The organism is Curtobacterium sp. B8, assembly GCF_000333315.1.
Taxonomy (GTDB): Bacteria; Actinomycetota; Actinomycetes; order Actinomycetales; family Microbacteriaceae; genus Curtobacterium; species Curtobacterium luteum.
The window spans coordinates 1-6,615 of the sequence record NZ_BACW01000087.1 but is presented as its reverse complement, the minus strand read 5'-3'; the positions used below and the strand labels follow the sequence as shown (position 1 = coordinate 6,615).

The following is a 6,615-nucleotide window of genomic DNA, read 5'->3' as shown; positions in this document are numbered from 1 at the left end:
ACCTCGCCTCCCTCGACCGGTGGCAGGCGTTTGTCGACGAACGGGACGACATCGACCGGATCGTCGCGGACGTCACGGCGCTCGCCGAGGCCGGCGACCGCGCGGACGACGTGACGGTCGTCGCGGTGACCTGGGGCGAGCCCCGCCCGGCGTGACGGCCCGGAGCGACCACCTGCGGTGACCACCTGCTCGGGCCGCGGGGTCCCGGCGATCGCGTGCCGTGCCTCCCGGCCCGCGCTGGCGACCCCTAGGATCGTGCCGACGGAGGGGGAGCCATGACGAGTCCGGCCGACTGGGAGACCGAGGGGGCGACCGCACGAGCGGCCGTGCCGAGCGACGCGCTGCGGCAGCCGATCGCGGTCCGGGTCGCGACGTGGACCGGGGTGGTCCTGCTCGTCGTCGCGCTCGTCGTGTACGCGTTCGCGGCCCAGGTCACGGCGGGCGCGGACGAGACCGAGGTGCAGGCGCTGGCTCGCTTCGTGGTCCTGGTCGTCGTGGCGACCGGCGTCGGTGTGCTCGGCGGGGTCGCGCTGCTGCTCCGCCTCGTCGCCGGGGCGTTCCTCCGACGCTGACGTCTCAGGCGGGCGGCGCTGCGGTCGTCCCGATCACCGCCAGGAGTCGGAGCCGGTCGGCGCTCTCGCTGCCGGGCTCGGCCGTGTAGACGAGCAGGTGCTGCGCGCGGTCGGTGTCCTGCAACACCTGGCACTGCAGGGTGAGCGGCCCGACCTCGGGGTGGACGTAGTGCTTCTCCTCGGCGGGACGGACTCCGACCTCGTGCCGTGCCCACAGCTCGCGGAACTCCTCGCTGCGGGCGAGCAGGTCCTCGGCGAGGACGGCAGCTCGGGACCCGGGGCCGCGCAACGCGAGGACGTGGCGGAGGCCCGACGTGTACATCCGCGAGAGGAACGCGTGCTCCTCCAGGGGGTGCAGCGCCCGGGCGGCCGGGTCCGTGAACCAGCGGTACCCGATGCTCCGCGCGTGCCCCGTGCGCACCGACGCGTCGCCGACCAGTGCAGCGGCGAGCGGGGTCTGCCGGAGCGTCTCACCGAGTTCCGTGACGATCTCGGCCGGGGTGTCCACGAGCCGGTCGAGGATCCGCATGATGCCCGGCCCGACGTGGTCGGAGCCGGCGCCCCGCGTCGGCGGCTCGTGTCCGGCGAGGCGGAAGAGGTGGTCGCGTTCGTCGAGCGACAGCCGGAGGCCCTGCGCGATCGACGCCAGCATCTGGTCGGACGGCTGCGGGCCGCGCTCGCGCTCCAGCCGTGCGTAGTAGTCGGCCGACATGTTGCTGAGGAGCGCCGCCTCCTCGCGGCGGAGTCCGGTGGTCCGTCGACGGACACCCCGGGGGAGCCCGACGTCCTCCGGCTGGAGTGCGGCACGGCGGCCGCGGAGGAAGTCCGCCAGTCCGGCTCGGTCGATCATGCGCCGATCCTCTCGCACCGCGCACCTCCCAGCCACGGATCGTCAGGCCGTGGATGCGCGACGGGCACCCGACCAGGCTGGGGCCACCGACCACGGAGGACACACCATGCCACGCACCATCGATCCACCGACCATCCCAGACCTGACCGGGCGCCGAGCCCTCGTCACCGGCGCGAGCGACGGCATCGGCGTCCGGATCGCCGCGCACCTCGCCGCGGCCGGCGCCGAGGTCGTCATGCCGGCCCGGAACGCGGGGAAGGTCGCGGCGGTGCAGGACCGCATCCGGGCCGAGCACCCGGGAGCACGGCTCGAGGCCGAGTCACTCGACCTGTCCTCGCTCGAGTCCGTCGCCGCGCTGGGCGAGCGGCTGACGCGGGACGGCCGTCCGATCGACGTCCTCGTGGCGAACGCCGGCGTGATGACCCCGCCCGAACGGCAGACCACGGCCGACGGCTTCGAGCTGCAGTTCGGGACGAACCACCTCGGCCACGTGGCACTCGTCGCGTCGCTGTTGCCCCTGCTGCGCGCCGGCGGTGACCGGGATGCGGGCGGCAACGGCGCGGGCGGCAACGGCGCGGGCGGCCGCGGCGCGGGCGGCCGCGACGTGGGCGCTCGCGTCGTGGTGCAGACGAGCATCGCCGCGCGCCGAGCTCGGATGCTCTGGGACGACCTGCAGTCCGAGCGCTCCTACGACGGGATGCGGGCGTACGGGCAGTCGAAGATCGCACCGGCGCTCTTCGCGGCCGAACTCGGACGTCGGAGCGCGGCCGCGGGGTGGGGGATCACCACGGCCGTCAGCCATCCGGGCGTCGCCCCGACGAGCCTGCTCGCCGCGCGCCCGGAGATGGGCCGGAGCACCGACACCGCATCGGTCCGGCTCATCCGCTGGCTCTCCGCCCGCGGCTGGGTCGTCGGCACACCCGAGACCGCGGCGTACCCGGCGCTCCTCGCCGCGACCGACCCGGCGGCGGCTGGTCGCTTCGCCGCGCCGACCTGGCGACTCGGCGTCGGCGGCCCCGCGGGGTGGGTCGATCCGTGGCCGACGATGTCCGACCGCGACGAGGCGGCACGGGTCTGGGACGAGTCGCTCCGGCTGACCGGGGCGCGGTTCGCCTGAGCGCGGCGCGGCGCGGCGCGGCGCACTGCGGCGCGGCGCGGCGCAGCGTCGGAGCCGTCGCCGGAGCCCGCGCCCGGCTCCGAGTCCGTGTCCGGTTCCGTGTCCACGCCTGGCTCCGCGTCCGCGTCCGTGTCCGGGCGGAGCACCGTTCCCTCGCCGCCTCGTGCACGGGTTCAATGGGCTCCGGAAGGACGACCATGACATGGACGACGACGCGCGAGGCGTTCGAGCACGCCGCGGAGTGGTTCGCGGCCACCACCGCCGCGCTCGACGCCGTGGGACCGGACGCCTGGCACCGGCCGGCGCTCGGCGAGTGGACCCGGAGCGACCTCGTCGGGCACACGGCTCGAGCACTCCTGACCGTCGAGCAGTACCTCGAGGACGGGACGACGACGTCGACCGCCACCACGCTCGACTACTACCGCACGGTCCGGTCGTCACGGGCGGACCCCGCGGCCGTCGCCGAACGGGGGCGGCAGGCGGGACGAGGCCTCGGCGCTGACCGGATCACCGCTGTCCGTGCGATCGTCGAACGGGTCGCCGGTCGCGTCGGCTCCGCTCCGCCCGACGCCCGGGTGGCGACGCCGATGGGGGAGTGGGCGCTCGCCGCGTACCTGCCGACGCGGGTGTTCGAGCTGACCGTGCACACGATCGACCTGCGGGTCGCGGCCGGCCTCGATGCGGACCCACCCGGTGCGGCTGCTCACGAGGCGCTCCGGGTGCTCGGACTGCTCGTCGCCGACGCCGACGCCGAGGACGCCACGGCGCTCCTCCGGGCGTTGACCGGCCGTGCGGCACTCCCGGTGGGCTGGTCCGTTCTCTGACCGTCTGCTCTGACCCGTCAGACGCCGGCCACGTCGAGCAGCTCGACCTCGGGCGTCGGGTCCGTCGCCAGCCGGGCGTGCGTCTCGACGTCGAACCGCTCGGACCCGTAGCGCAGCTTCGCCCGCTCGACCCCCTCGGCCCGGAACCCCGCTGTCGTCGCCACCCGGCAGGAGGCGGGGTTGTTCACCCGGTGCCCGAGCTCGAGCCGGAACAGTCCGTCGGCGAAGGCCCGCTCGGCGACGGTGGCGACCGCTCGCGTCGCGAGACCGCGCCCGCGCGCGTCACGAGCGAGCCAGTACGACACCCACGCCGAGTCGTGGCGGCGGTCGACGGCGGTGAGCCCGACGTTGCCCACGGCGGTGCCGTCCAGGACGACCGCCCAGTGTCGTCGTCCGGGCTCGGACGTCAGCGCCGATGTGATGAACCGTCGTGCGGCGGCGGTGTGGGGCAGCGGCTCGAACTGCGTCGCCAGGTCGTCGGAGCCGGCGCGTGCGGCGACCAGGGCGTCCGCGTCCCCGGGGAGCCACGGGCGGAGGACGATCACGGCCGCGCGGCCCGTCCTCCGGAGCGTCGCCCGCGGACGACCACGGCCAGCAGTGCCGCGACGAGCAACGGGACGACGAGCGCGGCGGCCGCCCACGCGATCGCCCGTGCGGCGAGGGCGGTCCGGAAGCCGCCCCGCCCGACGACGTACGAGTAGTCGCCGCTGTGCAGGGCGGGGAAGGCCGGAGCGACGGGCCACGCCAGCGCCTCCGCGAGCACCGCGACCACGACCGCGACGCCGGCGAGCAGCAGCAGCACGAGGGCGGGTGCGTGGTGACGGAGCCGTGCGCGCATGCCCCAACGGTAGCGGGACACGCGCGCACGGCACGAGGAGCGGGACGGTTCAGCGCGGAGCGGCCACGGTGGAGCCACCCGGAGCGAGCGGCACCCGCTGGACCCCGGACCCGACGTGCACGGTCCGCACGAGCCGCCCGGTGCGGTCGTACACCGACACCGTGGTGCGCTGCGCGAACGTCGCCGTCGTCGAGCGCACCGACGTCGTCCCGTTCACGAAGAGGTCCGACGGCGACGCACCGGCCGCGCTGTCGGCACCCGACCCCAGCCCCAGGTGTGACACCACCGGGCGGAGGAGCACCGCGTCGAGGTCGGCCGTCCCGCCGCGGACGGTCGCCGTGATCGTCGTCGTGCCCGCGGGAGCGGTGCGCGCGAGCGTGAGCGGGTGCAGGAACGACGGGGTCGGCGCGGTGCCCTGCGCCCCTGCGCCGCCGTTCGGGGTGGAGCCGAGCGACCGGGTCCGGCCGTCCGCTCCCCGCACGGTCCAGTCCGTGCGGCCCGCCGGACCGGAGGCCTCGGACACCACCGGGTACAGCAGCGTGTCCTGACCCAGCGCCGGGATCGTGATCGTCACGGACGACCCCGCCGGAGCGTGCACGTACGCCGAGCCCGACCAGTTCGCCGAGCCGGTCCACGCGGCGTCGGGCCGCACGACCGCAGCGTCTCCGGTCAGCGCCCCACCCTCGGCCTCGACGGTCGTGATGCCGTCGACGTCGGTCCGGGACGTCGTGGTCTCGGCCGAGGTGCGGACCGCCGGGTGGGCGTCGAGCGCGAGCATCGACAGCGCGGTGTGGATCGACGACTCCGCGCCGCAGCCCCGGTTCACCGTGCCGTCCGCCGCGATCCCGTCGACGCACGCGCCGGTCGTCCGGTCGTACACGGGTACGCCCGCCGGGTTCGCGCCGAAGTACCAGCCCGCGGCGATCGCGGCGAGGCGGTCCTGCCCCGTTCCGCCGACCGCGAGGAACGACTGCACGAGCGAGTCCGCGCCGTACGCGATCTGCGTGCGGTCGAACGGCGTCGGCGTCCACCCGTTGTCGGGGCCGCCCGAGGCGAGCACCTCGGCGGCGAACTGCGCGGTCTCGCGGCGGGCGTCCCGCTGCCAGTCCCCGCGGTGGAGCACGGAACCGGCCGAGGCCAGCGCCGCCGGTGCCATCCCGCCCCAGGCGTTCCAGGTCGACTGCGACGTCGCGGACGGCAGGACGGCCCCGAACGGCCACGTGGTCGTGTCACCGCGCTGCATCGCCGCGATGCCGGTCGTCTCCCGCTCGAGCACGGTCCGTGCCTGCCGGTCGCCGGGCACGGCGCGCACGTAGGCGCTCAGCCCGAGCACGGCCTCCGCGGTGGCGCTCGTCGAGTCGGCGATGAGCCACGACGGCACGCGCGACCCGTTCACGGTGTCGTAGCGGCCGTACGACGCGAGTGACTGCCGTTCGAGGGCGTCGAGCGACAGGCGCAGACGGCCCTGCAGGAACCGTGCGAAGCCGGGGTCGGCGTGGCGGATCGCCGGGTACGCCTCACCGAGGGGCCCAGACGGTGCGGCCGACCCAGAACGAGTCGGCGGAGTCCGACGGGTCCGGGGAGTCCGGCGGTGTCGGGCTGGTGTTGAGGGTGCCGTCGGTCTGCTGCCAGAGGACGACGTTGCCGGCGTCCGGCCCGCTGTCCGTCTGCAGGTAGGTGAGCGAGCGCAGGAGCTCCCGCGCGTGCTCGCGACTCGACGCGGTCCCGTTCTGCTGCCAGTCGCGGACGTAGACGACGGCCGCGCGGCTGATGTCGTCCGCGTCGAACGCCCCCTGACCCCAGTGGCCGGTCGCGGGATCGAGCGTGCCACCGCCGACCCGGCGGTAGGTCCCGTCCGCGTTCCGGTCGGCGTAGACCCAGGGTGCGGTGGCCGTCGGGTCGCTCGCCTGCTGGTACGTGCTGTGTCCGGGGACCTCCGGCAGTGGGACGTCGTCGAGCAGGAAGTCGAGGTGGTCGAGGTTCGTGACCGGCCGGGAGGCACTGCTCGCGCCCGACGTGCCGGCTGCGGTGGTCGACGTGGTCGCCTGGGCCGGGGCGGCGACGAGGGTCGTCGCGGCGGTGGTGGCCGCGACGAGCGCGGCCAGGAGGGTGCGATGCACCATTGCATCTCCTCGTTCTCGGGATGAGTGGGTTCGTCACAGGGGTTGGGCGATCAGCGCCGCACGAGTCGTGCGACGCCGATCTTGGAGTCCGCCATGCCGTAGAAGACGTGGTGGACGCCGTCGATCTCCTCGACGGCGGTGGGGAACACGACGTTCGGCACGATGCCTGAGCGCTCGTCGTCGGTGTCCGCGGTCATGAGGGGCTCGCCCGTCCGGACGAGCACCTCCCACGGACGGTCGGCGTCGAAGAGCATGCCCCCCCGCGGCGTAGTTCACGTTCTGCTGCTGTGC

At 75.1% G+C, this 6,615-nt stretch carries 9 protein-coding genes; 3 read left to right on the top strand and 6 right to left on the bottom strand.

From position 1 onward, the window contains the following. The first annotated feature begins 275 nt into the window (after window positions 1-275). The gene (locus tag I59_RS02435; protein WP_022902518.1) at window positions 276-572 is read left to right on the top strand and encodes a hypothetical protein; all 297 of its coding nucleotides are present in this window, start codon (window positions 276-278) and stop codon (window positions 570-572) included. 4 nt (window positions 573-576) lie between these two features. Here I59_RS02435 and I59_RS02430 read toward each other — a convergent pair whose 3' ends face one another. Further along, window positions 577-1,422, bottom strand: a complete 846-nt coding sequence (locus tag I59_RS02430; protein ID WP_022902517.1) for a helix-turn-helix transcriptional regulator — start codon at window positions 1,420-1,422, stop codon at window positions 577-579. 106 nt (window positions 1,423-1,528) lie between these two features. On the opposite strand from I59_RS02430, the gene I59_RS02425 reads away from it, so the two are divergent. Together I59_RS02425 and I59_RS02420 are read left to right on the top strand one after the other, a co-directional pair. Further along, a complete protein-coding gene (locus I59_RS02425) occupies window positions 1,529-2,539 on the top strand; it encodes an SDR family NAD(P)-dependent oxidoreductase (protein ID WP_022902516.1) in 1,011 nt (336 codons plus the stop codon). Window positions 2,540-2,736: 197 nt separating this feature from the next. Continuing rightward, window positions 2,737-3,363, top strand: a complete 627-nt coding sequence (locus I59_RS02420) for a maleylpyruvate isomerase family mycothiol-dependent enzyme (RefSeq protein ID WP_022902515.1) — start codon at window positions 2,737-2,739, stop codon at window positions 3,361-3,363. A gap of 17 nt (window positions 3,364-3,380) precedes the next feature. On the opposite strand, the gene I59_RS02415 is transcribed toward I59_RS02420, so the two are convergent. The 5 genes from I59_RS02415 to I59_RS02400 all read right to left on the bottom strand — a co-directional run bounded on the left by I59_RS02415 (window position 3,381) and on the right by I59_RS02400 (window position 6,578). Beyond that, window positions 3,381-3,908, bottom strand: coding sequence for a GNAT family N-acetyltransferase (locus I59_RS02415; RefSeq protein WP_022902514.1), 528 nt, complete (start codon window positions 3,906-3,908; stop codon window positions 3,381-3,383). Continuing rightward, window positions 3,905-4,201 carry a hypothetical protein gene (locus tag I59_RS02410; protein ID WP_022902513.1) on the bottom strand — a complete coding sequence of 99 codons (297 nt, stop codon included), beginning with the start codon at window positions 4,199-4,201 and terminating at the stop codon, window positions 3,905-3,907. Before I59_RS02410 ends, I59_RS02415 begins: the two co-directional genes overlap by 4 nt. 49 nt (window positions 4,202-4,250) lie before the next feature. After that, complete coding sequence (locus I59_RS23310) at window positions 4,251-5,582, bottom strand: hypothetical protein (protein ID WP_261976493.1); 1,332 nt, start codon at window positions 5,580-5,582, stop codon at window positions 4,251-4,253. A 136-nt stretch (window positions 5,583-5,718) separates the two neighbouring features. Continuing rightward, window positions 5,719-6,324 carry a hypothetical protein gene (locus I59_RS23305; protein WP_022902511.1) on the bottom strand — a complete coding sequence of 202 codons (606 nt, stop codon included), beginning with the start codon at window positions 6,322-6,324 and terminating at the stop codon, window positions 5,719-5,721. Between the two features lie 50 nt (window positions 6,325-6,374). Beyond that, window positions 6,375-6,578, bottom strand: coding sequence for a hypothetical protein (locus I59_RS02400; protein ID WP_022902510.1), 204 nt, complete (start codon window positions 6,576-6,578; stop codon window positions 6,375-6,377). Window positions 6,579-6,615: the final 37 nt, after the last annotated feature.

Bases quoted from the DNA above. Each gene is read 5' to 3' on its own strand.
- I59_RS02400 (WP_022902510.1), bottom strand. From the start codon at position 6,578: ATGCTCTTCGACGCCGACCGTCCGTGGGAGGTGCTCGTCCGGACGGGC.
- I59_RS02410 (WP_022902513.1), bottom strand. From the start codon at position 4,201: ATGCGCGCACGGCTCCGTCACCACGCACCCGCCCTCGTGCTGCTGCTG.
- I59_RS02435 (WP_022902518.1), top strand. From the start codon at position 276: ATGACGAGTCCGGCCGACTGGGAGACCGAGGGGGCGACCGCACGAGCG.
- I59_RS23305 (WP_022902511.1), bottom strand. From the start codon at position 6,324: ATGGTGCATCGCACCCTCCTGGCCGCGCTCGTCGCGGCCACCACCGCC.
- I59_RS02425 (WP_022902516.1), top strand. From the start codon at position 1,529: ATGCCACGCACCATCGATCCACCGACCATCCCAGACCTGACCGGGCGC.
- I59_RS02420 (WP_022902515.1), top strand. From the start codon at position 2,737: ATGACATGGACGACGACGCGCGAGGCGTTCGAGCACGCCGCGGAGTGG.
- I59_RS02430 (WP_022902517.1), bottom strand. From the start codon at position 1,422: ATGATCGACCGAGCCGGACTGGCGGACTTCCTCCGCGGCCGCCGTGCC.